We start from the raw sequence: 26843 nt of genomic DNA, 5'->3' as shown, positions 1-26843 counted from the left end.
AAAACAGTTTTAACGTTTTGTTTAATCAGCTTGTTTTCTTAAAAAAGCGGGGATGTCAAAATAATCGCCACCATCAGACTTTTCAGATTTCTTATTACTTTCAGCAGCTTTATTACTGCTTCCACTGCTTGTTGAAGCTTGCTCTTTGCTTTCAGTTTGCGTGCTTGTAGTGGTATCTTCAGAACTAGTCCCTTGTGATGCAAAGCTTGGCACATACATGCTGCTAGTTGCTTGATTGCTGCTGGCGTTAACATCAGAACCCGACGCTTTTTTAAAGCCATTATCAACAATACCAAACTGTGGACGACGTTCGCCGCCAAGGCCTGTTGCAACTACAGTTACACGTAGCTCATCTGTCATTTCAGGGTCGATAACTGCACCAACAACCACGGTTGCATTTTCTGAAGCGAGTGCTTTAACGTGATTACCAACAATTTCAAACTCTTCAATAGCGATGTCCATACCCGCAGTGATATTAACCAAGATACCTTTAGCACCTGTTAAATCAACGTCTTCAAGTAGAGGGCTTGAGATAGCCGCTTCTGCCGCTTCTTGCGCACGGTCCGGACCTGAAGCAGAGGCAGTCCCCATCATTGCAGTACCCATCGCTGACATTACTGTACGTACGTCGGCGAAATCCACATTGATCAAACCAGAACGAGTAATTAACTCTGCAATACCTTGTACCGCTCCAAATAATACGTCATTAGCTTTAGCAAAGGCATCTAGAAGTGTAGTCCCTTTTCCTAAAACTTTAAGCAATTTATTGTTAGGAATTGTAATAAGTGAATCTACAATTTCTGACAATTCATTAATACCTTGTTCAGCCGCTGCTGCACGCTTTTTGCCTTCAAAGTCAAATGGTCGTGTTACTACAGCAACCGTTAATATACCTAACTCTTTAGCAAGTTTAGCGACTACTGGCGCAGCCCCTGTACCCGTACCGCCACCCATACCGGCTGCGATAAACACCATATCCGCACCTTCAAGGCTGGCGCGAATGGTTTCTTGATCTTCTTCTGCTGACTCGCGACCCACTTCAGGGTTTGCGCCCGCACCTAGCCCAGAGGTAATTTGTGTACCTAGCTGCACGGTTACATCCGCAGATGAATTTCGTAATGCTTGTGCATCCGTATTAGCGGCAATAAAACGCACGCCTTCAATTTGTTGTTTCACCATGTGCTCAACAGCGTTACCGCCGCCACCGCCCACGCCAATTACTTTAATTACAGCTTCTTCGCTGTGTTGTTCCATCATATCAAACATGTTTACTCTCCGACTTGAGTAGTACTAAAACTCGCCTTGGAACCATTTAGTAATGCGGTTCCACCAATTGACATCCCCATCAGACTTCGACTTTTGTGCATTCATCGACTGCATCGTACGGCCATATTGTAATAAGCCGACCGCCGTTGCGAATGAAGGGTCATCTACATAATCAGTCAAACCAACCATCCCGATTGGCTTGCCTATTCTTACTGGCATTTGGAAAATGTCTTCTGCCACTTCCATCGCGCCAGCCATTTTAGCAGTTCCGCCCGTAATAACGAGTCCTGCTGCAATTTGGTCTTCTAAACCTGAACGACGAATTTCTTCCATCGCTAATTCAAATAATTCTCTAAAGCGCGGTTCAACCACCTCTGATAAAGTGTGACGCGACATTAAACGTGCAGGCCGCCCACCTACGCTAGGCACCTCAATGGTATCTTCACTACTGGTCATTTGGCTACTTGCACAGGCGTATTGTACTTTGAGTGACTCGGCATGTGATATAGGTGTACGAAATATTTTTGCTATATCACCCGTCACTTGGTTACCCGCCACAGGAATAACCGCGGAATGACGCAGCGCACCATTTATATAAATGGTGATATCCATAGTACCACCACCAATATCGAGTACCGCTACGCCGAGCTCCTTTTCATCATCGGTTAAAACCGAATAACACGAAGCAAGAGCTGTAAATATTAATTGGTCCACTTCAAGGCCACAACGTTCAACACATTTTTCAATGTTTTTTGCCATATCGTTTGAACAGGTAATAATGTGCGCGCGGGCTTCCATACGTACGCCACTCATTCCTAAAGGGTTTTTAATTCCTTCTTGCATATCAATACTATATTCTTGCGGTAAAGCATGGAGCATTTTACGCTCAGCAGAAATCGGTACCGAACGAGCAATATGAATTACATTTTCAATATCGTCCTCGGTTACTTCAGTGTTATTAATCGCCACTACACCGCTTTCGTTTTGACATTGAATATGTTTGCCTGAAATCCCCAAATACACCGAACTGATTCGGCAATCCGCCATAAGTTCTGCTTCATCTATCGCGCGACGAATCGACTCAGAAACAAGGTTTAGGTCATTAACGCCGCCTTTATCCATACCATAAGATACTTGGCTGCCGACCCCAACTATGCTGAGTTTGTTATCTGCGGTGATTTCACCAACCGTGGCCACTACTTTTGCAGTACCAACGTCTAATCCAATCACTAGGTTTCTTTCTGCTGACTTAGTCATGCCTTACTCTTATTTTTTAATTGCTCTTCTTGCAGTGGCTTCCAGCTCACTGCAAGGCCGGTATCATACCGTAAATCGACAACATCTAGTTGTGCATCTTCGCGCTTTTGCATACGCGGGTAAACATCAATAAAGCGTTGTACTCGTTTTGCTTTATTTTTGCGACCTAAGTTAAGTCGCACGCCATTATCTAACCATAATTGCCAAGCAAACCGCTCAGATAAGGCCAAACTGGTTAATTTTAAACTGTTTAACGCCAACATGTCATCAAACTGTTTAAATGCTGCCCAGGCTTCACTTTCGCTACCTTTTGGGCCATATAATTGGGGCAACTTGCCCACTAATTCTTCTGCGTTCGCCTCAAACACATTACCGTCTTGGTTTAGTAAAAAGTCACTATTCCAAATAGCCTTAGCTTGATGCTCTACCACATAAACCTGAATGGTATCCGGCCATTGTTTACGTACCGAAGCAGTTGCTACCCAAGGTAACTCTTGGACTAGGTACTGAATTTTTTTTACATCCAACTCAAAAAAGCTCGATAGATCTGCTTTTTTGATAGCACTAATAATGGCTTTTTCGTCGGTATACATAGGGCTACCTTGAACCGATAAATGCTTAATTTGCGCATCTTTATTATCTACAAGCCACTGAGTAACACCGCTGGTTATTTGCACCAAACTAAATACCACAAATAGAAAAAAGCTCACGCCAAAAATCAGCGACCAATTTAGTTGCTGTTTAAGTTGTTGTGTTTTTTCTAAAAAAGGATGCATATTAAAGTGTTTGCTCCAAAATACGAACAACTAATTGCTCAAAACTCGCACCATTTGCTTTTGCTGCCATGGGTACCAGTGATTTTTCAGTCATACCTGGTACAGTATTCACTTCTAATAAATAAAACTCACCGCTTTTATCTTGCATTGCATCAACGCGTCCCCAACCACTAGCCCCCACTAAAGCAAACGCTTCGAGTGACATTGCTTGTAGCTTTTTTGTATCTATCGCTGATAAATCAGCCGGACAATGATACTGCGTGGTCGTTGACTGATACTTAGCTTGATAGTCATAAAAACCATTCGGGGTGGTCATTTCAATAACGGGTTGTATCTCATCCCCCAGTACTGCAACGGTAAATTCACGCCCAGTGATCCACTGCTCTACTAATACTTGGCTATCAAACTTAAAAGCATCATTCAGTGCCTTAGTTAATTCATCAGCATTGGTTGCTTGTGCCATACCAATGCTTGAGCCTTCATGCGAAGGTTTAACCATCACTTTTTTAAACTCACCCATAATAGCGTTAGCATCAAAGCCCTTTTTAGCATCCACTACGGCAAAAGGGGCTGTACTCAACCCCACTGATTTAAACAATTGTTTACAACGCACTTTATCCATACCCAAGGCTGAGCCTAAAACATTACTGCCAGTGTATGGTATGTTCATAAATTCAAGCGCACCTTGAATGGTGCCATCTTCACCACCACGACCATGCAGCGCAATAAAAACGCGCTCAATGTTAAGTTCTTTTAGTTGCCACAAAGGCTGTATTTGCGGATCAAACGCAATGGCATCAATGCCAGCACTTTGTAGCGCTTTTAATATCGCTTGACCTGATTTAAGTGACACTTCACGCTCTGCTGAATCGCCACCTAAAAGTACCGCAACTTTACCAAATGTTGCTGCTAACTGGCTCATACGTCCACCTGCTTAAGCTGCTCAATAGATAAAGAAGTCGCTGCGAGCTTTTTAACCAACTGACCAATATTACCAGCCCCTTGAGTGAGTACTAAATCGTTGTCTTGTAAAGTATCAGCGAGCACACCAGCAAGCTCGGTACTACTTGCTACATGTAACGGCTCTTTACCCCTTAAGCGTAAACTACGGCATAAGCTTTTACTGTCAGCGCCAACGATAGCTTCTTCTCCTGCAGCGTAAACATCCAACAGTAATAGCTGGTCCACATCAGCAAGCACTTTAACAAAATCTTCATATAAGTCGCGCGTACGACTATAACGATGTGGTTGATAAACCATCACTAAACGCTTATCTGGCCACCCCTCGCGAACCGCCGAAATAGTTGCAGCGACTTCTGATGGGTGATGACCATAATCGTCTACTAACATCACTTTACCGCGTTCATTTTCAAAATCGCCATAGTGTTGGAAGCGACGACCAATGCCTTCAAATTTTTGTAACGCTTCTAAAATTGCATGATTAGCAATGTTTTGATCTTTAGCTACTACAATGGCTGCCGTGGCATTTAATGCATTATGTTTACCTGGCATATTCAACGAAACAGTAATGCTTTCGCCTTGCTTGCTATTGACGGTAAACGTACAACTATTTGCCGTTTGGCTAAATTCAGTCATTTGATAGTCAGCCTCACGCGATTCACCATACGTAAGTACTGGACGACCAAAACGAGGAAGAAGCTCTGCTGCTACATCAGAATCTATACACACAACAGCCAAACCATAAAACGGTAAGTTATGAATAAAATCCACATAGGTGTCTTTCATTTTTTCAAGGCTACCGCCGTAAGTGTCCATGTGATCTTCTTCAATATTAGTGATCACTGATACCATGGGTTGTAAATGTAAGAACGACGCATCGCTTTCATCGGCTTCAGCAATTAAAAAATCACTGTTCCCTACTTTTGCATTACTGCCCGCACTATTAAGTAAGCCACCTATTATAAATGTTGGATCAAGCCCAGCTTGGCCGTAAATACTAGCAATTAAACTAGTTGTGGTGGTTTTACCATGAGTGCCAGCTATCGCAATACCATGACGAAAACGCATTAATTCGGCCAGCATTTCAGCACGACGGACCACAGGTATACGCGCAGCCTTAGCTGCCACTATCTCAGGGTTTTTTTCATCAATGGCGCTTGATACCACGACCACATTGGCATCTTTAACATTATTTTCATGATGACCAATAAAAACCTCTGCGCCAGCTTTAATCAACCGTTCAGTCATTGCACTGTGAGCAATATCAGAGCCAGTAATACGATAGCCTTCAAAAGCGAGCACTTCAGCAATTCCGCCCATGCCTGCGCCACCTATACCAATAAAATGGATAGTTTCGATACGTCTCATTGCTGGACGAGTACTTTTCTCTATTGCCGTTTCTTTCACTTAGCTATCTCTTTTTTCTGTTACTTGCAGTGGCTCTTTTTCGCTTGCAGCTGCTACGCAATACTTTGCGACATTTGCAGTCGCATCAATTACTGCTAATTGCGAGGCTGCAGTCGCATGCTCACTGATCAATTCTGGTTGTTCTAAATAAGGCGTTAACAACTCAACTACTGAGTGCGCATTAAATTGCTCTTGAGGCATAATAAGCGCGGCCTTACCATCGACTAAAAATTTTGCGTTGGCTGTTTGGTGGTCATCCACCGCATGCGGATAAGGCACAAATACCGCCATTCGTCCCGCTACAGCAATTTCACTAACTGTCAATGCTCCGGCGCGGCAAATAACAATATCAGCCCACTCATAGGCGCTGTCCATATCATCAATAAATTCGGTTACTTTTGCCTGCTCCGATGTAAAGCCTTGTTGTTTATATGCTTCACGCACTGCATTTAGGTGCCCTTTGCCCGTTTGATGCCGTATCACTACAGAAGAAGTTTCACCTAACATCTTAAACGCAGTGGGTAATGTATCATTGAGCACCTTAGCGCCTAATGAACCACCAACGACTAACAATTTGATTGGGCTAGAAATTGTATGTTTTTTTACATCAGCAACACTTGCCCTTACAGGATTTCCGACTACTTCACTTTGACCCTTTTCAAAAGCCTCTGGAAAAGCGGCAAGTACTTTATTAGCAAACTTAGCTAGGTATTTATTACTCATTCCAGCCACTGCATTTTGCTCATGGATGACTAATGGAATACCTAAACTTTTTGCAGCCACACCTGTTGGTCCAGTAACATAACCACCCATGGCAAGTATCACGTCTGGGCGTTGCTTTTTTAATACTTTTCGTGCTTGCAAAATAGCATTTATCACCATAAAAGGCGCTTTAACTAAACGTGTAATACCGTTACCACGTACACCTTTAACATTAATAAAATCAATATCTATATTATGCTTAGGGACTACATCTGCTTCCATCCGATCAGCCGTACCAATCCAATTCACCTGCCAACCCGCTTTTTTTAAATAATCAGCAACAGCAATACCAGGAAAAATGTGACCACCGGTGCCGCCGGCAACAATAACTATTTTCTTACTCATCGACGACCTCCTCGTGACGTTGCTTGCTTGGTAGCCATTTTGGTTTCAAAATCAACTCGCATCAAAATACCAGCAGCAATAGTCATTATTAATAAGCTGGAACCACCATAAGAAACAAATGGCAGAGTTAATCCTTTGGTCGGCAATATACCTACACTTGCACCGACATTCACCATGGTTTGAAAAGCAAACCAAATACCTATCGCAAAACTAAAATAGCCTTCGTATTCTTTACCACATTTAAGTGCTTGCTCAGCAATCAGTAATGCTCGAAAAACTAACGTACCAAACAAAATTAAGATACTAACAACACCTACAAAGCCAAGTTCTTCACCTATAACGGCAAAAATAAAGTCATTATGTGCTTCAGGTAAGTATTGTAACTTTTGTACGCTATTACCCAACCCTTGACCAAACCAACCACCTTGACTGTATGCCATTAGCGATTGTACTAATTGATAACCCTTGCCAAATGGGTCGTCCCAAGGCTCTAAAAAGCCCACCACCCGAGCTATCCGGTACGGTTCAACTATGATTAGCAACACCACTAAAGCAATACCAGTTAAGATCAACGCAAAAAACTGCCACAACTTAGCTCCGGCTAAAAATAATAATCCGACTGTAGTGACAAACATCACTACCACAGTCCCTAAGTCGGGCTGTAATAAAACCAATAACGCATAAACCGCAAAGACCGCAATCGGCTTAGCAAAACCTTTTAAGTTTTCTTGAACTTCTTCACGTTTACGTACTAAATAGCCCGCGATATAGCTAAAAAAGAATAACTTTGCCAGCTCCGCCGCTTGAATTCCTACAGGACCGATTGGTATCCAGCGTTTTGCACCGTTAACTTCGCGCCCAACAATTAATACCACTACTAATAGCGCTAAACCCAATAGTAATAAATAAGGGTTTGAGCGCTTCCACCAAGTCATCGGTACACAGGACGTGATCCAAAAAAGCACAAAGGCCATAACTAAAAATAAACTGTGGCGAATAATAATATGGTACGGGTCATCGAATAGTCGCTCAGCAGTAGGCATTGAGGCACTCATAACCATCACAAAGCCCAAGCCAATGAGCATAACAACACAATATAATAGCGGTACATCATATAACTGCGCTGATGGACGCGGAGTCAGAGACTCTTTAATATTAGCAAAAGCGATCATGAGTCTTCCTTAACACATTGGCTATTTACACACTCGCTAAAATGCTCACCGCGCTGCATATAATTTTTATACATATCGATACTGGCGCACGCCGGTGCTAATAAAACAATATCGCCTTCAGTGCTAAGCTCTTTAGCAAGACTGACTGCTTCGTCCATGTTAGCCGTTAAGTGGCCTTTTTCTGTTAAAGCAACCAGCGCTTTGGCATCTTTACCAAAACAGATCAGAGCTTTAAGCTGCTCTTGCAAGTAAGGTTTAAGAGCATTTAAATCAGCACCTTTTGCATCGCCACCAGCAATAACAACCAATTGCTTTGCTTGATTGGCTAAGCTTGCGATTGCAGCAATAGTTGCACCTACATTAGTGGCTTTTGAATCATTAAAATACTTAACGCCGTTAAGCTTTGTAACAAACTGGCAGCGATGCGCAAGACCGGTAAATTCACTAAAAGCTCGGCGGTAATGCTCACCGCTGATAGTGAACGGGCTTAATAAAGCCATCACAGCAAGCGCATTTAACTGATTATGGCGACCAACAACATTTAAACAACTGACGGGCAATAACGACTCACCTTTTACGGTAAAATAATCTTCACCTTGGTGACTCTTCAAACAGTAATCACCCGAGGTTAAACCAAAGCTCACCTGATTTGCTGTATCGGTATAAGTTGCACTATCGTCTTTATTCACTACAGCTAGAGACGCATAGCGATAAATAGTCTGCTTTGAATTAATATAACCTTGATAATTTTCATAGCGATCAAGGTGATCTTCAGAAACATTTAATACGCTGGCACTGATTGGTTTTAAACTAGTGGTGGTATCAAGTTGAAAGCTTGATAGTTCCAGTACAAACACATCAAAGCCATCATTTAATAAATCAAGCACTGCAGTACCAATATTACCACCTAAGCCGACTTTATAACCTGCCGTTTTTAATACATCGTAAGCCAGTGTCACTACGGTAGATTTACCATTAGAGCCAGTCACTGCAACGACGGGTTTATCTGTTAAGCGAGCAAATAGCTCTACGTCACCAATCACTTCAACACCTGCATCAATTGCTTTGGCAACGGCATCTGTGCTCAAGCTAAGCCCTGGGCTGATAATAATAATATCGTTATCACTAAGCGCAGTATTATCTAAATCACCAAACTGAGTTGTCAGTTCTGGCGCATGCTCAAGTAACCAATCCCCGCCCGGTGGCGTATTTCGACTATCAGCAACAATAGGCAACACATTATGAGATAACAAAAAACGCACAATGCCCAGACCTGTTACACCGAGTCCGAGCACCGTTATACGCTTATTTTTTATCTCATTTAAATATTTCATTTATCTTATCTTTAATGTTACGAGACCAGCCAGTACAAGTACGATTGATATAATCCAAAAACGCACAATAACCCGCGGCTCTGGCCAACCTTTTAATTCGTAATGATGGTGAATGGGTGCCATTCTAAAAATTCGTTGTCCTCGAAGCTTAAATGAGCCCACTTGCAAAATAACCGACAGCGCTTCCATTACAAACACACCGCCCATAATCACAAGCACGAGTTCTTGGCGTACTAACACGGCAATAATTCCCAGCGCACCACCTAAAGCTAGTGAACCCACATCGCCCATAAATACTTGTGCTGGATAAGTGTTAAACCATAAAAACCCTAAACCGGCGCCAACAATAGCTGTACATACCACCACCAATTCGCTCGCAAGGGGTAAATGTGGAATATGTAAGTACTCAGAAAAATTAACGTTACCGGTTAAATAAGCAATAATTGCTAATGCCGCTGCGACTAAAATAGTTGGCACAATCGCTAAGCCATCAAGGCCATCTGTTAAGTTTACCGCGTTTGAAGTGCCAACAATTACAAAGTAAGTCATTACAATGTAAAACAAGCCTAGTTGCGGTAGGACATCTTTAAAAAATGGCACCACTAATGATGTTTCACTGCCTTGTTGAGCGGTAAAATAAAGTGCACTTGCAACCACTAAAGCAATGACTGACTGCCAAAAGTACTTCCATTTAGCAATTAAGCCTTTTGGATCTTTACGAATAACCTTGCGGTAATCATCAATAAAGCCCACTAACCCCAGTGTTCCAATTACAAACAAGGTAGCCCATACATATTTATTTGATAAATCAGCCCACAATAATGTGCTAGTAAAAATAGCGCCTAAAATAAGTAGCCCGCCCATGGTTGGGGTGCCTTTTTTAGATAGGTGCGACTCAGGCCCATCATCACGTACTATTTGACCAATTTGCATTCTTTGCAAAGCACGAATCAATTTTGGACCAAAATAAAGCGATATTAATAACGCGGTTAAAATGCCTAATACAGCGCGCACCGTCAGGTACGAAAAAATATTAAAACCACTGTAATATTGTGTTAAATACTCAGCCAGCCAAACTAACATGATGATACTCCATTGCTGCCAAGTTGCTGGCTATTAACTAAATCTTGTACAAGCAATTCCATACGAGAACTGCGAGAACCTTTTACTACGATGGTGGTTTTTCGCCCAGATTTAGCCAGTTCACTTTGTAACTGTTGTAATAGCTGGTCACGACTCGAAAAGTGGCGATTCGGCTTTTCAAATTCATCGCTGGCGGACTTACTTAATACCCCTAAAGTATAAAGCTCATCAATACCTTTTAATTTTGCATATTCGCCCACTTGCTGATGGTACATGCGCGCATCTTCACCTAACTCGCCCATATCACCAAAAGCTAAAATACGTTGGCCTGATATATCGCTGAGTAAATCTATTGCCGCTTTTACCGACTCAACATTAGCATTGTAGGTATCATCAATAACCGTTAGGTTGTCATCTACTTTAATAATATTTACACGGCCTTTTACTTCAGCCATATTAGCCAAAGCGCTAGCAATGCACTTAAGATCAACATCAAATTCAAGCGTAAGTGATGCAGCTATCAGCGCATTAGCCACGTTATGCTTACCTGGTAAAGCAAGTTTCACAGGCACTCGTTGAGTGGCTGTACACATGTAAAACGAGGCATGAGCTTGCTCATCTAGGCTAACTTCTTCAGCCCAAATATCTAACTTTTCACTGGTTGAAAAACGCTTAACTTGACGACCTTGCAATTTATCCAGCCAATAGTCACTATAATCACTATCGCTGTTAATAATGGCTACGCCATGCTCTTTTAAACCGTCGTAAATTTCACCTTTGGCGGTTGCTACACCTTGTAAAGAGCCAAAACCTTCAATATGCGCGGCGGCCACATTACAAACTACCGCGACATCTGCTTTAGTCATCGCTGCGGTATAGGCTATTTCACCAATATGATTCGCACCCAGCTCTATCACCGCATATTGATGCTTGGCTTCTAGGCGCAATAAAGTCAGTGGCACACCAATATCGTTATTAAAATTGCCCTCGGTAGCAAGCACTTCGCCATGACCCGATAGAATAGCCGCGCACATCTCCTTTACAGTGGTTTTACCCACACTGCCGGTAATTGCAATGGTCTTTGGCGACACTTCAGCCATAACGGCTGCGCCGATTTCACCGAGCGCCAAACGCGTATCCGCTACCACAAACTGTGGTAAATCAATATCAACTTCACGGCTAACAATCGCTGCTATCGCGCCTTTTTCTTTAGCTTGTTGCACAAACTTATGGCCATCAAAATTAGGCCCTTGTAATGCTAAAAACACTTCACCAGCGCACAAGCTGCGGGTGTCAGTATTTATGTTCGTTACTTGTTGATTACCACCTTGGTAATCTGTTGCTAGCACTTTGGCAAGCCAATTAAAATCCATTGGGATCATAACTGTGATCCTCGTGATTTTTTTGTTAATTGTTGTTGTACATATTGGCGATCACAAAAGTCGATGCGTTGATCGCCAATAATTTGATAATCTTCATGGCCTTTACCAGCAATTAAAATTACTTCTTCAGAGCTTGCTTGTTCAATAGCGTAACTAATAGCGGCACCACGATTTTCTTCAAGATGCGCTTTTTCTGGTTGTGCAAGCCCCGCTGCAACATCGTTAATTATTTGCATAGGTTCTTCGCTACGCGGGTTGTCACTGGTAATTATAAGTTTATCGGCATTATCTTCTGCGGCTTTTGCCATCAGCGGGCGCTTACCTTTATCACGATCACCACCACAGCCAAAGACACAACTTACGCCGCCGGGAACATGTTTTTGCAGTGCTTGTAATGCCAAGGCAAGTGCATCTGGAGTATGAGCGAAATCAACAATACAGGTTGGTTTGTCATTAGCGCTATAAGCTTGCATACGTCCTGCAACAGGTTCAAGTGTTTTACAGCCCTCAGCTAAACGCGTAAGTGGATAACCTAAACCTAATAAGGTGGCGATCGCTGCAGCTAAGTTATATAAGTTAAACTCACCAAATAAGGGGGACTCTATTTTAATATCACCCCAGCTGGTATTTAAAAGAGCAGCAATACCGCCCTGATGAAAGTTGACCTCGCTAAAATACACATATTTGGCTGCTTCTGGCGCTAAATTTTTATGCCCGTAACAAATAAGATTATTAAAGTTGTACTTTTCAAGCCATAGCTCTGCTTGGTTATCGTCTTGATTAAGCACCACAAGCTCAGCATTATAGTCACGCATCAGCATTAACTTAGCATCACCATAATTTTGCATGTCACCATGGTAATCTAAGTGGTCTCGGGATAAGTTAGTAAACACGGCGGCTTTAAACTGACATTGGCCAACTCGCTGCTGCACTAAACCGTGGGATGAGACTTCCATTGCAACTAGTTTATTATTTTTCGCTTTTAAGTCAGCTAGAATGCGCTGCAGCTCAACACTTGAAGGTGTGGTATTTAGAAGTGGTATTAAGTTATCAGTTTGACCATAACCTAAAGTGCCAATAATAGCGGCTTGAGTATCGCAATATTCAGCTAGGTGGGCAATCATTGCTGTCGTTGTTGATTTACCATTGGTGCCAGTCACACCAACAAGCTCAAGTTTCTGGCTTGCGTGCTGGTAAAATGCACTAGCAAGAACGGCTAGCTTTTTATCTAAATCAGTGACTAAATAAAGTGGTTCAAAGTCGCTTTCAAACTCACACAGTCTATCGGCTACAATGGCTATAGCGCCATTTTCAATCGCTTTTTCTATAAAATGTCCGCCATCAAGTTGATGGCCTTTAATTGCTACAAATACATCGCCGGGTTTAACTTCACGGCTGTCTAAACGCAGCTGATTCACCTGTAGGCTACTAGCGTCCACTTCAATCTGTTTAAGAATCGGCTGTAAATCACGCATCATTATCTTTACCTTTCATATAGGCAACAGCATCTTTGTCTGGAGCCACATTTAAAATTCGTAAAGCATTTGACACTATTTCAGCAAAGGCAGGTCCGGCGGTAGCACCGCCAGAGTAAACATCGCCACCGGGTTCATTAATCATCACAACGACCGCTAAACGAGGGTTACTCGCTGGCGCTACGCCGGCAAAATAACCAACATATTCATCACCATAACCACCCGCAGCAGCTTTTTTAGAAGTACCGGTTTTACCCGCAGCACGGTAACCATCTACATTAACATTACGCGCTGTGCCGCCGTCTTCAAAAACGCTTTCCATCATATGAACAACGGCTTCAACATCTTTTTGTTGAAAAACACGCTCACCTTCAGGTGCATGTTCTTGCTTTAATACAGTCAGTGGACGATTTATGCCGCCTGCACCTAACATGGCATAAAAACGTGCCATCTGAGCGGTACTTACCGCAATATTATAGCCAAAAGATAGCGCAGCAATTTCATGATCAGACCAACGCCTATTTGGATAGAATAAACCACTACTTTCACCGACCATCCTGGTGCCGGTATCGCTACCAAACCCAACCTTTTGAAACAAACCAACAAAATAATCTTTTGGCACAGTTTGCGTGACTTTTGTAACGCCCATATTGCTGGAGTACTTTAAAATCTCACGTAAGCTCATTTCACCATGGTTACGGGTATCTTGTACTAATGAGCCGCCTAAACGCATCCAACCTGGATACGTATCAATAGTGTCATCGACTTTAACTGAGCCGTAGTCTAGCCCAGCTAAAATGGCTAGCGGCTTAACAGTTGAGCCAGGTTCAAACAAATCAGTGATTGCACGGTTACGACGTTTGTGTGGTGAGGCATTACGCATATTATTTGGGTTAAATGAAGGGCTATTGACCATCGCCAACACTTCGCCAGTTTTAACATCGACCACCATCGCTGACCCTGAGGTAGCTTTGTATGTAAGTACAGCCGATTTAACCGCTTTATAAGCAATGGTTTGAATACGTTGATCAATACTCAGTTGAATATTTTCTGGCTCCACACGCTCTCGTTCATCAAGCACTTCAACTTCACGGCCTTGTGCATCTTTACGAATAGTACGACGGCCTTCAACCCCGGTTAACGGTTTTTCATAAAGCTTTTCAATCCCTTCGATACCTTTACCATCAATATTGGTAAAGCCAAGTACGTGAGCGGTTATTTCCCCAGCCGGGTAGTAACGTTTTGACTCATCAAGCAAATGAATGCCAGGCAAGCGCAGATCGCCAATGTAATTTGCAACCGCTGGTGTTACTTGACGTTTTAAGTATACAAAACGGCGGGTTTCATCATCCCGTAAACGGCTATTAATTTTTTTCGGTTCAATGCGCAGCACATCAGCCAGTTCACGCCAACGTAAGTCGTTTTTGTAATAAATAGCACTACGCTTGGTCAGTTCGGATTGGTTTTCTGCCAATGTTTGATAATCTTCGCCATTCTTACGCGCTTGTCTAAGCACTTTACTTACCAGTGATTTATTTAGTGCTTTAGGGTCGGCATAAACACTTACAACCGGTACGCTTACCGCTAATTCTTTACCATTACGGTCAAAAATCATACCCCGTTGCACATGAAGTTTCTCTACTCGAACTGTGCGTTTATTGCTTTCTGAACGAGCTTTATCTGGCTCTATTACTTGTAAATAGGCTGCACGCGACACAAGCGTTACAAAAATAAGTAACACCACAGTACACACCAACATAAAACGCCAGGTGATTAAAGTTGTAACGGGCTTTTTGCCTCTACTATTCATGGCAGAATAATTACCTGTTCATCTCGGCTTGACGGCCGCTTCATTTCTAGTTGCATAGTGGCAATTTCTTCAATGCGCACATGCTGCGAATAAAACTCTTCTTCGACCAGTAAATAACGCCACTCTAAGTCGAGTTCATCGCGCTCTTGTAGTAACTGATCTTGTTCGATTAACTCTTGGCGTGCTAGGTGAGTTACCTGCACAACCGCTAAACTTGTTACGAATATCATAAGCAATAAGGCCGAGGTTAGCTTATTAGCTCCTAGGCCTTTGATAATTTCATAGAATAAATTGGGCTTTCGATGATTCGCTTTAGCTTTCATTACAGCCTCTGTGCAACTCTAAGTACTGAACTGCGTGAACGTGGGTTTGCCGCAATTTCAGTATCACTAGGTTTAATCGCTTTACCCACTGCTTTTAACGTTAGGTTTTTATTTATTTGTGCATCCGTTAAAGGCAGACCTCTGGGTACTGCTTCTCCCTTACTCTGTTTTTTAATAAACTGTTTTACTATGCGATCTTCTAATGAATGGAAAGAGATCACTACCAAACGTCCACCCGGTTTTAATACAGTAATTGCCGACTGTAATGCTGTTTGAATTTCTTCAAGCTCACTATTAATATAAATACGAATAGCCTGAAAGGTACGCGTTGCGGGGTGTTTATATTTATCTTTTACTGGCACCGCTTCATCAACCAAATCGGCTAATTGCTTAGTTGTAGTGATAGGTGTGTGCTCACGTGTTTCTAAAACTTTATGGGCAATACGACGACCGAATTTTTCTTCACCTAATTTTTTAATAACATGGGTAATATCTTCAAGTTCAGCCTCCGCTAACCACTGCGCTGCGCTGCGACCAGTACTTGGGTCCATACGCATATCGAGCGGCCCGTCTTTCATAAAGCTAAAACCACGCTGTGCATCATCTAGTTGCGGTGACGACACACCAATATCAAGCAAAATACCATCAACCTTACCAACTAAATCATTGTCTTGTGCAACCTCTAAAATATTTGAAAAACGTGTGTGGGCAATACTAAAACGTTTATCGTCGGCAAACTTTTCAGCAGCTTTAATTGCTTGTGGGTCTTGATCAATCGCTTGCAAGCGCCCCTGCTCTCCTAATCGCGCAAGTATTTGTCCAGAATGTCCGCCACGGCCAAAAGTACCATCCATATAAATACCGTCTTGCTTGATCGCAAGGGATTCGATGGTTTCGTCCATTAATACGGAAATATGTTCAAATTGCGCTGTCATTAGCTAATTATTGCCTTAAATTTGGTGACTAGAGCGATAAACTGTCTAAGTCTGGGGTAGATTCAAATTCACCGAGCATTTCTATTTCGGTGTCCTGACGCATCTGCTCTTGCCAGCGTGCTTCATCCCAAATTTCAAACTTGTTCATCAAACCAACCAACATGATCTTTTTGCCAAGCTCTGCATGTGCGCGCAATGAAGGCGCTAACAAAATTCGACCGTTTTTATCGAGCTGATATTCTGTGGCGTTACCAAGTAGCATGCGCTGCATACGTCTTGCACGGGGATTCATATTGGAGATCTTTGCCAATTTTGCTTCTATTTCAATCCACTCTGCTAGTGGATAAAGCCACAAGCACGGCTCGTTTAATGCGACTGTGCAGATCACAGTGCCCTGATCTTCGGACAATAGCGAATCACGGTACTTGGTAGGTACCGCAAAGCGTCCTTTATCATCCAAACTCAGTGAACTCGCACCGCGAAACATAAATATGCCTAATCTAATCGTTGGTATTCATCAACATTGGCATCTTGATCCAATTTGATCCACTAAAAACCACTTTTTACCACAGTGCTCCAGTTTAGGGCTTGACACGCTATTTTGTCAAGTCGGCAAGATCCTATAATGCGCTCTTAAACCTAGAAAAAATAAGGCTTCACGCAAAGCTACTGAATTATGTGGGAAAAAGTGGATAAAGAAGAAAAAAATAATTTTTTTATAAATTGCTTTAAGAATGAACAATTGTCACTGACTGAATACCTAGTGAATAATTACATTATTTTTATATTGTTTGATTAGGGATGCTAACCTTTCAATACTAAATCAAGACTAAAGCTTATTAATCAAGGGCGGTTAATCGCAGCGCGATATTTGTGCTCAATAACAGCTTCGACTTTATTCTACTGGCTTATATCCCCATCAGAATGAATAAAAACCGAATAAAGCTACCGCGTCCTAAATATTTATGTGAGCAAAAGTTCAATCGCCCTAAACAGGGTATTCCGGACACCACGTATTTGGTATTCATACTAGATTATCGCCTTTTTACGGAGGATAAACACTAGATAGGCTCTGCTTTTCTTGAAAATTAAACCTCAAAAAATAACAACAACAAAGACACTTAAACCATTACGATATGACTTGCGATGACTATGTAAAATTTACCCAAACCGCGAAAGTGTTACTTGAAAGGAAAGATATGAATCATATTAAAAAACATATAAAAAAATCAAACGGCTGATTTTAAATGTTTTTTAATGGCTGGTTTGATGATTGCATTAGTTATATTACTTTTCAAAGAAATGAACTATTAAGGATTGATTATGACTACTTCAACAGCTAAGCAAACAGCATCAAACTCTAAAGCAGCTCCACAAAAATCAGATGTGGATGCTCCATTTACTGAAAAAGCAACTTCAGCTGCGCATGAGGCTGTAGACTCACTTTCATCACGTGCAGCTACAGCTGAGAGCTCAGTTCGTCATGGAGCATCAAGCTCAGCGCAAACATTATCTGAAAAGCAATTAGAGGCACGTATTAAAATGGCTGAATATTCAGGAAAAACACGCCAGCTAGCCTCTGAAAATCCACTTGCAACCGCAGGTATCGCTTTTGCGGCAGGTATGTTAGTTACTTCTCTTCTTGGTCGTAGAAAGTAATTACTATGCAGCATACCGACGATAAAACATCGGATGAGCAAGCACAAAGTTCAGCAGAGCAATCTGCTGAACATTCTGCGCAGCTATGGCAAGAGCATTTAGCTAAATTATCAGGTTACAGCCAACAAATTTACCATGACTATAAAACACAGTCGGGACTATGTAAAAATATAGCGCAAGCTGAATTGCGCTTATCAACACGTTCATTGGCATTACTCATAATTTTACTGGTCTGCTTTGCCGGTGGTTTAGTGTTACTTTGGGCTGGGTTGCTGGCGACTCTCGGGTTTGCGGTGTTTGCATTTAGTGGCTCAGTTTGGCTCAGCGCTGCGTTATTAATATGTTTACAGCTTATTTTTTTAGTTTGGACTTGGAAGAATATTGGCTACATTAGTAATAAAATAGGTTTTACTAAAACATTACATAGCCTCAAACAGCTTTTAAATATTAAGTAAGACTTAGATATCCAGACCGGAGAAAAATCATGTTAATTGATTATTTTATTAAAAAGCCAAATCACAAAGTAACTCAACTCAGTAAAGAAATGGATTTACAGCAAAGTTTAAAAAGGCAGCATCAGAGTGCATTTACTTACCGTTTAAAAAGGTTTGCGCTAACCAAAGTAGGGCTTGCCAGTGCATTTAGTGCGGGGGTAGGTTATCAAGCGCTTAAATCTGATGATAAAAGCAGTAAATCAAATTATCTCAGTAAGTTTACTTGGCTACTCAGGCTAATTTAAACCTCAAATCACTGAGGTTTAGCCGTTACACTGATCTATAAATTAATACCAATCCACTATAAAAAACTACTTTAAAGTCATCCCAATTTTTCCCTGTTATGATCACGCATATAATCAATATCAGGTCCTTTAGGAACAATCTGAGTCGGATTAATCATTGTCTGACTATAATAGTAATGACGCTTGATATGATAAAAATCAATGGTATCTGCCACACCCGGAACTTGATAAAGCTCTCTTAAATACTGACTAAGCGCGGGATAGCTTTCAATAGTACGTAAATTACATTTAAAATGCCCCACGTATACACTGTCAAAGCGAACTAGTGTAGTAAATAAACGCCAATCAGCTTCGGTTATTTCACTTCCTACTAAATAACGCGAAGTTGTTAAACGCTGCTCAACGTTATCAAGAGCACTAAATAATGAATCAAATGCTTGCTCATACGCATTAACTGTTGTCGCAAAGCCTGCGCGATATACGCCATTGTTGATATTTTCATAAATAAACTCATTTATTTCATCAATATCACTTTGTAATACAGCCGGATAAAAGTCGCGTTTATCATTGGTTATCTCATTAAATGCGCTATTAAACATACGAATTATATCTGCCGACTCATTGCTAACAATTTTGTTTTGCTGTTTATCCCAAAGCACAGGTATTGTAACGCGGCCACTATAATCACTTTTATGCTGAGTATATATTTGATGCATAAAATCATTATTAAACAACTTATCACCGCTACTGTGGTTATCGGTATCAAAACTCCAACCATGCGCAAGCATATCAGGACTAACCACTGAAACATCGATATGTGACTCAAGACCCTTTAGTTTTCTAAATATCAAGGTACGATGCGCCCAAGGGCAAGCCAATGAAACGTAGAGGTGATAACGCCCTGACTGCGCTTTAAAACCAGCCTCACCAGTTGGCCCAGCGGTGCCATCTTTAGTAACCCAATTACGTAATTGAGCGGCTTCACGTTTAAACTCCCCCTGATTACTCTCAGTGTCGTACCATTTATCTTGCCATTGACCTTTTACTAATAGTCCCATAAAGACCTCCGATAATTAAATTTGACCAAATATTCGCCACATCGATAATCACGCGTTACTGCCTAATCGTATTTTGCGTAGCCATTACAATGAACCTGATGTGCGCTATTGGTTTCTTTAAGTGACTCACCGGCCAAAATAAGTATGTCAGCGTTTTGCTCACTCGTGAACTCAATCTCGCTGCCAGGCTCTAGAGTCAATAATTTACCTGCCTCTAAACTACTGTTGTCAGCCATCAACAGGCAAGTACAAACTCACGACTTATGGGAATATGTACACCAGTTAAACCACTCAACTTAACACCAAAGTCATTGGTAAGTGGGGACAGATTCGACTCTGCACGCTAGGCTAACTTAATAACTTACAACGTTTATTTAATTACTAGCAACATACTTGCAACAAAAGAGTAGTAAAGGCAGCCCTAGCCCTTACCACTCTAGTTGAGTCGTGTAGACTACTCATCCCGGCTTTCTTGTTTGGCCTGCAACGTCGTTAAACGGTCGGCAACAAACGCACCTCGCTCCCCAGCATCTTTAGCTGGACCGATAGTGCTGTCATGCATCGTTTGCTGCTCTGTGCAGGCATTAACTGCTGCACCAAAAATAATAATATAAGCACTAATATACAACCACATCAACATAATCACTACACCACCAATAGAGCCATAGGTTTCATTATAAGAAGAAAATTGAGATACATAATATGAAAAACCTAAAGACGCAATAATCCAAAAAAACATCGCAATCAATGAGCCTGGGGTTACCCAGCACCATTTTGCAGGACTACGGTGTGGTGCATAACGATACAATAAAGCCAAAGCAAAATTAAATGTGATTGCCAATATAGGCCAAGAAATTAACTGAATAAGCGTATCAATATGAGCGTTAAGCCCCACTAAATTAAGCACGATAGGTAATATACCAATGATTAATAACGCAATAACCGCAACAACTATCGCCCCGAACGAAAACACAAAGCGTACAAATAACGCTTTAAAGAACTGCCTTTTATTATGTTGATGATACGTAATATTGCATGCTGTAATTAATGCCTGACAACCTTTACTGCTACTCCAAACAGCCAGTAACAATGTACCAATAGCACTCACACTCAGCTGTGTTTGTGATTTTTCTGTCACCTGCGAAACCTGCTCTAATATAATATCGCGACTACTTTGCGGTAATAATGTTACAAACCGGCTTAACAGCTCAGAAATATCCGCTGGCGACGCAAAATACGCATACGTCGAAACGAGTGCAGCAAGTGCAGGAAAAATAGCTAACAAGGCATAAAAAGCAACTCCCGCAGCAACAAATGAGAGGTTATCTTGCGATAAGCTGGTATAAACTCGCTTACTAATATCCCACCAACCCAATAATGGAATTTCAGTCGGTGTTCGTGCTTGATGCCCGCGTTCATCTTTCGACATGATGATAACCCCGCTATGATTACTTGCCGCGCAGCACATAAATAACTGCCCATTAATAACAGGGTGTAGCAAATAGTTTGCCAGCTCGAACTGGCCTCTTATTTGCTATTCTAATAAGTAATAAACCGATTAGTAAACGGTCTAATCACTTTTGTGTATTATGGAAAATGCCCATGCAATATAGCCATTTATATATAAATCAGAATATTAAAAGATTAATCGAAAATGAAAACATAAGTACCAGAAACGATGCATGGCAGTTTTTGTGGCCTGACTTAGAACAGCAAGTTATGCAGTTTTTACAAGCTGCTTGGCAAATGTTACCGGCTCTACTATTGGGCGTAGTGGTTATCATTGGCTGCTATTTTTTAGCTCGACCACTTTCAAAAATAATTATTAAGCCACTAGGTTATATGAGTGAAAGCCACTTGCTTAATTTAGTTGCACGACGCTTTGTTAGTATTTTAATTATCTTCTTTGGAATTTATATATTCTTACGCTTAGTTGGCCTCACTCAATTTGCTGTGGCCGTTATGAGTGGTACCGGGTTACTGGGTTTAATTTTAGGTTTTGCGTTTCGCGATATTGCTGAAAACTTTATTTCCAGTATGTTACTTAGCGTGCAGCGGCCATTTAAAATTGATGATGTTATCGAAGTTAATAATCATTTAGGGGTGGTAAAAAAAGTGACTGCTCGCGCCACAACCTTAGTGGATTTTGATGGTAATCATATTCAAATACCTAATGCGACGGTGTATAAGAATGTCATTAAAAACTTAACAGCAAACCCTAAAATGCGCGGTCACTTTGTATTGGGAGTTGGTTTTGATAACGACGTTCGCGCCGTGCAAAACCGCGCTCTTGAAATAATAAAAGCCCAGAGCGCTATTATAGACGATCCCGCTCCACAAGTATTGGTAGACAACTTAGGCGCAGCCACAATCAATTTAACCATTTACTTTTGGGTTAATAGCGAACAGCACAGCACTATTAAAGTTGCCTCGCAGCTTATGCGTACACTGGTGACTGACTTTATTGAACAAGGAATAAGTATGCCCGATGACGCTCGAGAGCGGATATTACTCAATAGCCAAGGCGACGATCTTTATTTACCTACAGCAACTCAGCCCGAAACAGGCGTCCCTCAAGCACAGCAAAAAAATCAGCCAGTGTCAGAAAAACCTAAAATCAATAAAAGTTATAATAATCAAAGGCATAATTTAGATGATGTTAGCAGTGATGTAGATGAAATCCGTGAGCAAGCAGATCAAGCCAGAGATCCAGAGCAAGGTAGTAACATTATTTAATGATATTTTTACGGTGGGTAAAGTAGAAAAAGGCAAAAATGCCTTTTCCTACTTATCTTAGCTTGGAAATAAACTTAGAGCTTAAAAGAAACTCCAGCAAATAAGCGTGGGCCATAGCTGTTTACTTCACCTAAATTATCTTCAGTGTAGAAATCCTGAGACTTAGGCTCACTAAATAGGTTAATAGCTTCAAACTTCACCCTTACGTGACTATTTATTCTGTATGAAGCGCGCATTTCCCACACACCTACCGCATCAACATAGCGTAAGCGTGTACCGTTACTAGTATAAGGTTGGAAGTACTCACTACGATATTTATAAATAACAGCCGTATCAAAATCACCAATTTGATAGTATACCTGACCACTAAATACATGCTCTGAGAATCCAGGAACCGCGCCCGGCTCAACAATCCCCTCTGTTAATTGAGAGCTGTTACCGTCTATATCAGTAACAAAGGTGTCCCCATAGTTGCTATCTTCAAACTCATAATCAGTGTCAGCATAGTTATAACCAAATTTTACACCTATACCGCTATCCCAGCGATAAGCAATCGAACTCTCAATACCATAAATATCACTTTCCTCATCGGTGGTAACTGAGTTAGTAATCGGTAGCTGATAGCTATTGCCATCTATTACAAATTCTTCTAGTACTGTTTGCTGCTGGAAACCACCTTGGAATTGCTTGTAATAGAAACCAAGAGAGAAAATAGAGTCATCATTTGGATACCATTCAATAGCTGCATCATAGTTCCATGACATTAACGGCTGCGTATTTGGATTACCTGAACCATTAACACCAACAAATAGCTCTTCTATAGTCGTCGGTGCAGCGTCGTCATCAGTTTGAAAGGTACGACTGTAGCTTAAGTTACCCGGTTCGACTCTTGACATACCACGGAATATACCACCACGGATTAAAATATCTTCGCTATAATCAACTACTAAGTTGAAGCTTGGCAGTATCTCAGTATAGTCACCGCCCCCTTCAATTTTATCAAGAGAATCGCCCGGTACTACATCCAATACACCTAGATCATCTGTAACCACTTCAAAAGTGTTTCTAAAACCAATTGAATTTACATCAGTATCAACAATACGAACACCGACATTACCACGAATGAACTTACCAAACATTTCAGTATCATAATTAGCCATTAAGTACGCTGCAGTGGTTTTTTCTGTGACATCTTTAGTACCTGCATTTTCATACTCAACTTCAGGGTAAACCCATTCCTCGCCCACAATTCCTGCCACTTCTTGTGAGAAACATGTATTGTCGTATGTAGCCCAAGAAGAACCTGTTCCACTATCTATTACATTCCCATCACTATCAACATTGGTGATAATGTCGCCATCAGATACGCTGGATAAGAAGCCTGATTCTGGAAAATCAATTTGACAACTTTCCAACACGCCTAACACAACATCCGGATCAACGTTATCATCCAATGCATACTCAGTACGTGAGCCATTACCATTACTGCCACCAAACTGTAAGAAAGTAAGTTCAGAAGCTCTAAAGCCACCTTGTATACTAGTGAACATGCCGCTATCGAGTAAATAAGTGAAATCTATTCGAGCCCCTATAACTTCATGTTCACGGCTGTTTTCACGGTCAATACGTGAACGTAAGCTATCAGTAAAGTTTGTGATATCTGTTACATCAAAATCTTGTGTAGTGAAATGAGGTATTTCATCTCCCATATCCCAAGAAAAAAATGGACGGTTAACTGTTCTACCGCGGTTCGATATTTGTAGCTCTTCACGTTTTGTTTGTGAGTAAGATACATCAAAGTTTAAACTTAAATTATCTGTAGCTTGGTGCTCTATGTTTAAACCATAACCAATGTAGTTTTCTTCACGTGAAAACTGTTCACCGGCTGATTCTATTCTTTCTTCACCTTCCCAGTGTAGAATGCTGCCCACGTCATTTGTTACAAGTGTAGGTCCAGTAACACCTGGCGTTGCACGTTTTTGTAAAAATTTAATATCATGTCGAGCTTCTGCTTGGATACGATCAGACACTTGCACATCAAAATTAATATCCCATGTATCAGACGGTTGATATTGCATAGCAAAGAAAATAGCATCACGCTCATCTGAAGTTTCATTTTGACGATAGCTACGGGTGCTCCCTGTCCAGGCATAAGGTACTCCATCACTAGTTGCTTTACCTGTGTCTGGGTCAATTTCCGTATCATAACCTTGGTTACTACCACCGGTGATACGGTCTTCACAGTCATCTGCTTCACCACGGTAGAAACCTTCATTAGTATTAGTTGGGTCGTTTAAACAAGCCCACAACGAGGATCCTGATGGGCTAGAGCTTCTATATTCGGATTCTGGCTGGTTGATATCTTGACGCTGAACACCAAAAGAAACACCAACAGCTTGACCATTATCAAATTCAAACTGATCTACGTAACTAAAAGTACCTCGAAAGCCAATATCACTTTGTAATGAATTCTCTACATTACTTTCATCAGGATTGTAATTTGCCTTCACTTCACCCTGAATTCTTTGCTTGCCGTAGTCAAGAGGTTGCACGGTTTCAAGTGCAATAACACCTGCCACGCCCCCTTCGATCATTGAGGCATCTTGGGTTTTATAAATGGCTATTTTTTTAACTAGCTCTGATGGAAACTGAGAAAAGTTTACCGAACGGTCACCACTACCATTAGTCGCTTCGCGCCCATTAATATGAGTAGCACTTAAAAATGGCCCCAGACCACGAATAGTAATCTCTGTAGCACCACCATTTTCACGGTGTGACGCAGCACCTGTGATTGACTCTAGTGCTTCACCAATAGATAGAGCAGGTAAATCACCAATATCTTCAGCTGAAAGCCCATCAACAACCGTTGTTGCTTCGCGTTTTATGGCTATTTGATCTTGAATTGTTCTGCGCGAACCGGTGATACTAATAATTTCAATACCATCATCTTCACTTGCTTGTGTATTTTCGGGGGCTTCTTGAGCCTGTGCAGCAAAAGCAAATGAACCCGCCAAACTTGCCACCAACGTCACGGCAAGATCATTATAAATTGAACTTATAGAGCAAGTAGTGATCAGATCAAGGCATAATAATTACTTGGTCGCATAAATATGAGCACTACTTTTCTGAAACATTTTAATTCAATTACAGATCCTCGCATTGAACGTTGTAAAAAGCATGAACTTATCGATATTCTTCTCCTTGCTATTAGCGCTGTACTCTCTGGTGCAGAAGGATGGGAAGATATTGAAGACTTTGGGCACCTAAAGCTTGATTGGTTAAAAAAATACGGCACGTTCAACGCAGGAATTCCAAAACATGACACGATTGCTCGCGTCATGTGTCGGTTAAAAGCAAATGAAATAGAAAGGGCATTTCAATCTTGGATATCATCACTGATTGAAACTACAGGTGCAGATATCATCGCTATCGATGGCAAAACCGCACGGCGTTCATTTACCACAAAAGACAGAAAAAGTGCCTTACACACGGTCAGTGCATGGAGTTGCCAACACCAGTTAGTGCTTGGGCAGACGGCTGTTGATAATAAAACAAATGAAATCACCGCAATACCAGAATTACTCACCCTGCTCGATATTGAAAACAGTATCATTACGTTAGATGCGATGGGATGCCAACAAGAAATAGCAAAACAAATCATCCAACAAAAAGCAGATTATATTCTTGCACTTAAAGGTAATCATTCAGGCATGCAAAAGGAACTAGAAGCGTGGTGGCACAAGTGCGAGCGTGAAAGGTTAACTAAGCATAATTGTGATGAACATACCGAAATAAGCTCAGGACATGGGCGTGTTGAAACACGTACATGCCAGCAGTTACTTATAGATAAAAGCTGGCTAGGCAAGGATTATCGTTGGCCTGGCTTAACGAGTATTATTAAGGTCAGGGCTGAAGTTCATGATAAGTCGGCAGGGTCGGATACCACTGAAACACGCTGGTATATAAGTTCATTAGACTTAAATGCAGCGCAAGCACTCAATGCAGTACGCAGTCACTGGCAGGTTGAAAGCATGCATTGGATGCTTGATATGAACTTCAGAGAAGATGAATCGAGAATACGCAAACTTCAAGGGCCATTAATGTTTAATGTAATGCGAAAGATAGCCATGGCGCTTTTTAAACAAGATGCATCTAAGTCAGCAAGTATGGCGAGGAAAAAGAAAATGGCAGGGCTAGACGATGATTACCGCTCAACCCTGCTAGAGTCTGGGATTAAAATGCGCTAGCCGTGCCACCAACGTTGCTCTAACTAACTTAGCAGTTGGACGTAATGCAAATTGCGTATAAGCTCGCTTGTTTGTTTTGTTGTATTTTGAGTATTTTTTTTGCAACAACATTTCCTA

24 protein-coding genes are annotated in these 26843 nt (G+C 41.4%); 5 read left to right on the top strand and 19 right to left on the bottom strand.

The annotated features are described in order from the left end of the window. Positions 1–21 precede the first annotated feature (21 nt). The 15 genes from ftsZ to mraZ are packed head-to-tail and all read right to left on the bottom strand — an operon-like array spanning position 22 to position 16774. Positions 22–1266 (bottom strand): cell division protein FtsZ, encoded by a 1245-nt coding sequence (ftsZ, locus tag ACT3S9_RS02435; RefSeq protein ID WP_441992861.1) that lies wholly within the window; start codon positions 1264–1266, stop codon positions 22–24. A gap of 24 nt (positions 1267–1290) precedes the next feature. After that, entirely contained in the window at positions 1291–2523 is a 1233-nt protein-coding gene (gene ftsA, locus ACT3S9_RS02430) for a cell division protein FtsA (RefSeq protein ID WP_441835431.1), read from the bottom strand. Continuing rightward, positions 2520–3299 (bottom strand): cell division protein FtsQ/DivIB, encoded by a 780-nt coding sequence (locus tag ACT3S9_RS02425; protein WP_441992862.1) that lies wholly within the window; start codon positions 3297–3299, stop codon positions 2520–2522. Before ACT3S9_RS02425 ends, ftsA begins: the two co-directional genes overlap by 4 nt. A gap of 1 nt (position 3300) precedes the next feature. After that, positions 3301–4221, bottom strand: a complete 921-nt coding sequence (locus ACT3S9_RS02420; RefSeq protein ID WP_441835429.1) for a D-alanine--D-alanine ligase — start codon at positions 4219–4221, stop codon at positions 3301–3303. Continuing rightward, on the bottom strand, positions 4218–5627 hold the full coding sequence (gene murC / locus ACT3S9_RS02415; RefSeq protein ID WP_441835436.1) for a UDP-N-acetylmuramate--L-alanine ligase: 1410 nt from the start codon (positions 5625–5627) through the stop codon (positions 4218–4220). The genes ACT3S9_RS02420 and murC overlap by 4 nt, the downstream gene beginning before the upstream one ends. A 39-nt stretch (positions 5628–5666) precedes the next feature. Further along, on the bottom strand, positions 5667–6773 hold the full coding sequence (gene murG, locus ACT3S9_RS02410) for an undecaprenyldiphospho-muramoylpentapeptide beta-N-acetylglucosaminyltransferase (RefSeq protein ID WP_441835428.1): 1107 nt from the start codon (positions 6771–6773) through the stop codon (positions 5667–5669). Beyond that, a complete protein-coding gene (gene ftsW, locus ACT3S9_RS02405) occupies positions 6770–7945 on the bottom strand; it encodes a cell division protein FtsW (RefSeq protein ID WP_444750708.1) in 1176 nt (391 codons plus the stop codon). The genes murG and ftsW overlap by 4 nt, the downstream gene beginning before the upstream one ends. After that, positions 7942–9279 carry a UDP-N-acetylmuramoyl-L-alanine--D-glutamate ligase gene (murD, locus tag ACT3S9_RS02400; protein WP_441835426.1) on the bottom strand — a complete coding sequence of 446 codons (1338 nt, stop codon included), beginning with the start codon at positions 9277–9279 and terminating at the stop codon, positions 7942–7944. Before murD ends, ftsW begins: the two co-directional genes overlap by 4 nt. Then, positions 9280–10362 (bottom strand): phospho-N-acetylmuramoyl-pentapeptide-transferase, encoded by a 1083-nt coding sequence (gene mraY, locus ACT3S9_RS02395; protein WP_441835425.1) that lies wholly within the window; start codon positions 10360–10362, stop codon positions 9280–9282. It lies immediately after the preceding gene. Further along, positions 10356–11744, bottom strand: coding sequence for a UDP-N-acetylmuramoyl-tripeptide--D-alanyl-D-alanine ligase (locus ACT3S9_RS02390; RefSeq protein ID WP_441835424.1), 1389 nt, complete (start codon positions 11742–11744; stop codon positions 10356–10358). The genes mraY and ACT3S9_RS02390 overlap by 7 nt, the downstream gene beginning before the upstream one ends. Then, the gene (gene murE, locus ACT3S9_RS02385; protein ID WP_441835434.1) at positions 11741–13219 is read right to left on the bottom strand and encodes a UDP-N-acetylmuramoyl-L-alanyl-D-glutamate--2,6-diaminopimelate ligase; all 1479 of its coding nucleotides are present in this window, start codon (positions 13217–13219) and stop codon (positions 11741–11743) included. The genes ACT3S9_RS02390 and murE overlap by 4 nt, the downstream gene beginning before the upstream one ends. Further along, complete coding sequence (locus ACT3S9_RS02380; RefSeq protein WP_441994522.1) at positions 13212–15029, bottom strand: peptidoglycan D,D-transpeptidase FtsI family protein; 1818 nt, start codon at positions 15027–15029, stop codon at positions 13212–13214. Before ACT3S9_RS02380 ends, murE begins: the two co-directional genes overlap by 8 nt. Continuing rightward, on the bottom strand, positions 15026–15352 hold the full coding sequence (gene ftsL, locus ACT3S9_RS02375) for a cell division protein FtsL (protein WP_441835422.1): 327 nt from the start codon (positions 15350–15352) through the stop codon (positions 15026–15028). The genes ACT3S9_RS02380 and ftsL overlap by 4 nt, the downstream gene beginning before the upstream one ends. Next, positions 15352–16287 carry a 16S rRNA (cytosine(1402)-N(4))-methyltransferase RsmH gene (gene rsmH, locus ACT3S9_RS02370; protein ID WP_441994521.1) on the bottom strand — a complete coding sequence of 312 codons (936 nt, stop codon included), beginning with the start codon at positions 16285–16287 and terminating at the stop codon, positions 15352–15354. The genes ftsL and rsmH overlap by 1 nt, the downstream gene beginning before the upstream one ends. Positions 16288–16315: 28 nt before the next feature. After that, positions 16316–16774 (bottom strand): division/cell wall cluster transcriptional repressor MraZ, encoded by a 459-nt coding sequence (gene mraZ / locus ACT3S9_RS02365; RefSeq protein WP_441835420.1) that lies wholly within the window; start codon positions 16772–16774, stop codon positions 16316–16318. A gap of 836 nt (positions 16775–17610) precedes the next feature. Here mraZ and ACT3S9_RS02360 point away from each other — a divergent pair. From ACT3S9_RS02360 to ACT3S9_RS02350, 3 genes are read left to right on the top strand one after another with little or no spacing between them, the layout of a single operon-like run. After that, complete coding sequence (locus ACT3S9_RS02360; RefSeq protein WP_441994520.1) at positions 17611–17946, top strand: DUF883 domain-containing protein; 336 nt, start codon at positions 17611–17613, stop codon at positions 17944–17946. A 5-nt stretch (positions 17947–17951) separates the two neighbouring features. After that, on the top strand, positions 17952–18401 hold the full coding sequence (locus ACT3S9_RS02355) for a hypothetical protein (protein ID WP_441835418.1): 450 nt from the start codon (positions 17952–17954) through the stop codon (positions 18399–18401). A 29-nt stretch (positions 18402–18430) separates the two neighbouring features. Then, complete coding sequence (locus ACT3S9_RS02350; RefSeq protein ID WP_441835417.1) at positions 18431–18685, top strand: hypothetical protein; 255 nt, start codon at positions 18431–18433, stop codon at positions 18683–18685. A gap of 77 nt (positions 18686–18762) precedes the next feature. Here the strand turns inward: ACT3S9_RS02350 and ACT3S9_RS02345 are convergent, their stop codons facing one another. The 3 genes from ACT3S9_RS02345 to ACT3S9_RS02335 all read right to left on the bottom strand — a co-directional run bounded on the left by ACT3S9_RS02345 (position 18763) and on the right by ACT3S9_RS02335 (position 21172). Continuing rightward, complete coding sequence (locus ACT3S9_RS02345) at positions 18763–19743, bottom strand: glutathione S-transferase family protein (protein WP_441835416.1); 981 nt, start codon at positions 19741–19743, stop codon at positions 18763–18765. A 62-nt stretch (positions 19744–19805) separates the two neighbouring features. Next, on the bottom strand, positions 19806–19979 hold the full coding sequence (locus ACT3S9_RS02340; RefSeq protein WP_441994519.1) for a hypothetical protein: 174 nt from the start codon (positions 19977–19979) through the stop codon (positions 19806–19808). A gap of 218 nt (positions 19980–20197) precedes the next feature. Continuing rightward, the gene (locus ACT3S9_RS02335; RefSeq protein WP_441836509.1) at positions 20198–21172 is read right to left on the bottom strand and encodes a YihY/virulence factor BrkB family protein; all 975 of its coding nucleotides are present in this window, start codon (positions 21170–21172) and stop codon (positions 20198–20200) included. A gap of 173 nt (positions 21173–21345) precedes the next feature. Between ACT3S9_RS02335 and ACT3S9_RS02330 the strand changes: the two genes are divergently transcribed. Then, entirely contained in the window at positions 21346–22479 is a 1134-nt protein-coding gene (locus ACT3S9_RS02330) for a mechanosensitive ion channel family protein (RefSeq protein ID WP_441994518.1), read from the top strand. A 74-nt stretch (positions 22480–22553) separates the two neighbouring features. Here the strand turns inward: ACT3S9_RS02330 and ACT3S9_RS02325 are convergent, their stop codons facing one another. Next, positions 22554–25502 (bottom strand): TonB-dependent receptor, encoded by a 2949-nt coding sequence (locus ACT3S9_RS02325; protein ID WP_444751100.1) that lies wholly within the window; start codon positions 25500–25502, stop codon positions 22554–22556. Positions 25503–25589: 87 nt separating this feature from the next. Between ACT3S9_RS02325 and ACT3S9_RS02320 the strand changes: the two genes are divergently transcribed. Then, on the top strand, positions 25590–26726 hold the full coding sequence (locus ACT3S9_RS02320; protein ID WP_008466968.1) for an ISAs1 family transposase: 1137 nt from the start codon (positions 25590–25592) through the stop codon (positions 26724–26726). Positions 26727–26843 lie beyond the last annotated feature (117 nt).

Origin of the sequence: Pseudoalteromonas sp. AOP31-A2-14, assembly GCF_052378035.1 — a bacterium.
Classification (GTDB): Bacteria; Pseudomonadota; Gammaproteobacteria; order Enterobacterales; family Alteromonadaceae; genus Pseudoalteromonas.
This window is presented reverse-complemented; position numbering and strand designations above follow the sequence as displayed.

Bases quoted from the DNA above. Each gene is read 5' to 3' on its own strand.
- ftsZ (WP_441992861.1), bottom strand. From the start codon at position 1,266: ATGTTTGATATGATGGAACAACACAGCGAAGAAGCTGTAATTAAAGTA.
- ftsA (WP_441835431.1), bottom strand. From the start codon at position 2,523: ATGACTAAGTCAGCAGAAAGAAACCTAGTGATTGGATTAGACGTTGGT.
- ACT3S9_RS02425 (WP_441992862.1), bottom strand. From the start codon at position 3,299: ATGCATCCTTTTTTAGAAAAAACACAACAACTTAAACAGCAACTAAAT.
- ACT3S9_RS02420 (WP_441835429.1), bottom strand. From the start codon at position 4,221: ATGAGCCAGTTAGCAGCAACATTTGGTAAAGTTGCGGTACTTTTAGGT.
- murC (WP_441835436.1), bottom strand. From the start codon at position 5,627: ATGAGACGTATCGAAACTATCCATTTTATTGGTATAGGTGGCGCAGGC.
- murG (WP_441835428.1), bottom strand. From the start codon at position 6,773: ATGAGTAAGAAAATAGTTATTGTTGCCGGCGGCACCGGTGGTCACATT.
- ftsW (WP_444750708.1), bottom strand. From the start codon at position 7,945: ATGATCGCTTTTGCTAATATTAAAGAGTCTCTGACTCCGCGTCCATCA.
- murD (WP_441835426.1), bottom strand. From the start codon at position 9,279: ATGAAATATTTAAATGAGATAAAAAATAAGCGTATAACGGTGCTCGGA.
- mraY (WP_441835425.1), bottom strand. From the start codon at position 10,362: ATGTTAGTTTGGCTGGCTGAGTATTTAACACAATATTACAGTGGTTTT.
- ACT3S9_RS02390 (WP_441835424.1), bottom strand. From the start codon at position 11,744: ATGATCCCAATGGATTTTAATTGGCTTGCCAAAGTGCTAGCAACAGAT.
- murE (WP_441835434.1), bottom strand. From the start codon at position 13,219: ATGCGTGATTTACAGCCGATTCTTAAACAGATTGAAGTGGACGCTAGT.
- ACT3S9_RS02380 (WP_441994522.1), bottom strand. From the start codon at position 15,029: ATGAATAGTAGAGGCAAAAAGCCCGTTACAACTTTAATCACCTGGCGT.
- ftsL (WP_441835422.1), bottom strand. From the start codon at position 15,352: ATGAAAGCTAAAGCGAATCATCGAAAGCCCAATTTATTCTATGAAATT.
- rsmH (WP_441994521.1), bottom strand. From the start codon at position 16,287: ATGACAGCGCAATTTGAACATATTTCCGTATTAATGGACGAAACCATC.
- mraZ (WP_441835420.1), bottom strand. From the start codon at position 16,774: ATGTTTCGCGGTGCGAGTTCACTGAGTTTGGATGATAAAGGACGCTTT.
- ACT3S9_RS02360 (WP_441994520.1), top strand. From the start codon at position 17,611: ATGACTACTTCAACAGCTAAGCAAACAGCATCAAACTCTAAAGCAGCT.
- ACT3S9_RS02355 (WP_441835418.1), top strand. From the start codon at position 17,952: ATGCAGCATACCGACGATAAAACATCGGATGAGCAAGCACAAAGTTCA.
- ACT3S9_RS02350 (WP_441835417.1), top strand. From the start codon at position 18,431: ATGTTAATTGATTATTTTATTAAAAAGCCAAATCACAAAGTAACTCAA.
- ACT3S9_RS02345 (WP_441835416.1), bottom strand. From the start codon at position 19,743: ATGGGACTATTAGTAAAAGGTCAATGGCAAGATAAATGGTACGACACT.
- ACT3S9_RS02340 (WP_441994519.1), bottom strand. From the start codon at position 19,979: ATGGCTGACAACAGTAGTTTAGAGGCAGGTAAATTATTGACTCTAGAG.
- ACT3S9_RS02335 (WP_441836509.1), bottom strand. From the start codon at position 21,172: ATGTCGAAAGATGAACGCGGGCATCAAGCACGAACACCGACTGAAATT.
- ACT3S9_RS02330 (WP_441994518.1), top strand. From the start codon at position 21,346: ATGCAATATAGCCATTTATATATAAATCAGAATATTAAAAGATTAATC.
- ACT3S9_RS02320 (WP_008466968.1), top strand. From the start codon at position 25,590: ATGAGCACTACTTTTCTGAAACATTTTAATTCAATTACAGATCCTCGC.